This window comes from Mesorhizobium sp. M8A.F.Ca.ET.207.01.1.1 (genome assembly GCF_004794715.1).
Classification (GTDB): Bacteria; Pseudomonadota; Alphaproteobacteria; order Rhizobiales; family Rhizobiaceae; genus Mesorhizobium.
In genome coordinates this window covers 1-327 of sequence record NZ_SRUS01000343.1, presented here as the reverse complement: position 1 = coordinate 327, position 327 = coordinate 1, and the positions used below count along the sequence as shown (strand labels likewise).

The 327-nt window shown below is 64.8% G+C and carries 1 protein-coding gene; it reads right to left on the bottom strand.

Annotated features, from left to right (window positions below; translation table 11 throughout):
- Positions 1 to 52 precede the first annotated feature (52 nt).
- On the bottom strand, positions 53 to 327 hold a 275-nt coding region (locus EN850_RS34840; protein WP_136093021.1), incomplete at its 5' end, for a PhoH family protein.

The window sequence follows — 327 nt, the reverse complement described above, 5'->3', positions numbered from 1 at the left end:
GTACGCGGCAGGGCATAACTGACGGCGACGTCCAGTCGCACGGGACCACGGGTCATGGAGTTGCTCCAGGTTGGATCTGATGCAGGTCGCGGCGGTCATAGGCGCTGACGATACGCGCCACCAGCGGGTGGCGGACCACGTCGCGCGACTCGAAGAAGGTGATGCTGACACCTTCGACGTCGCGCAGCACATCGATGGCGTCGAGCAGGCCGGACTTCACGTGCTTGGGCAGGTCGGTCTGGGTCAGGTCGCCGGTGACCACGGCGGTGGAGCCGTAGCCCAGCCGGGTCAGGAACATCTTCATCTGCTCGATGGTGGTGTTCTGTG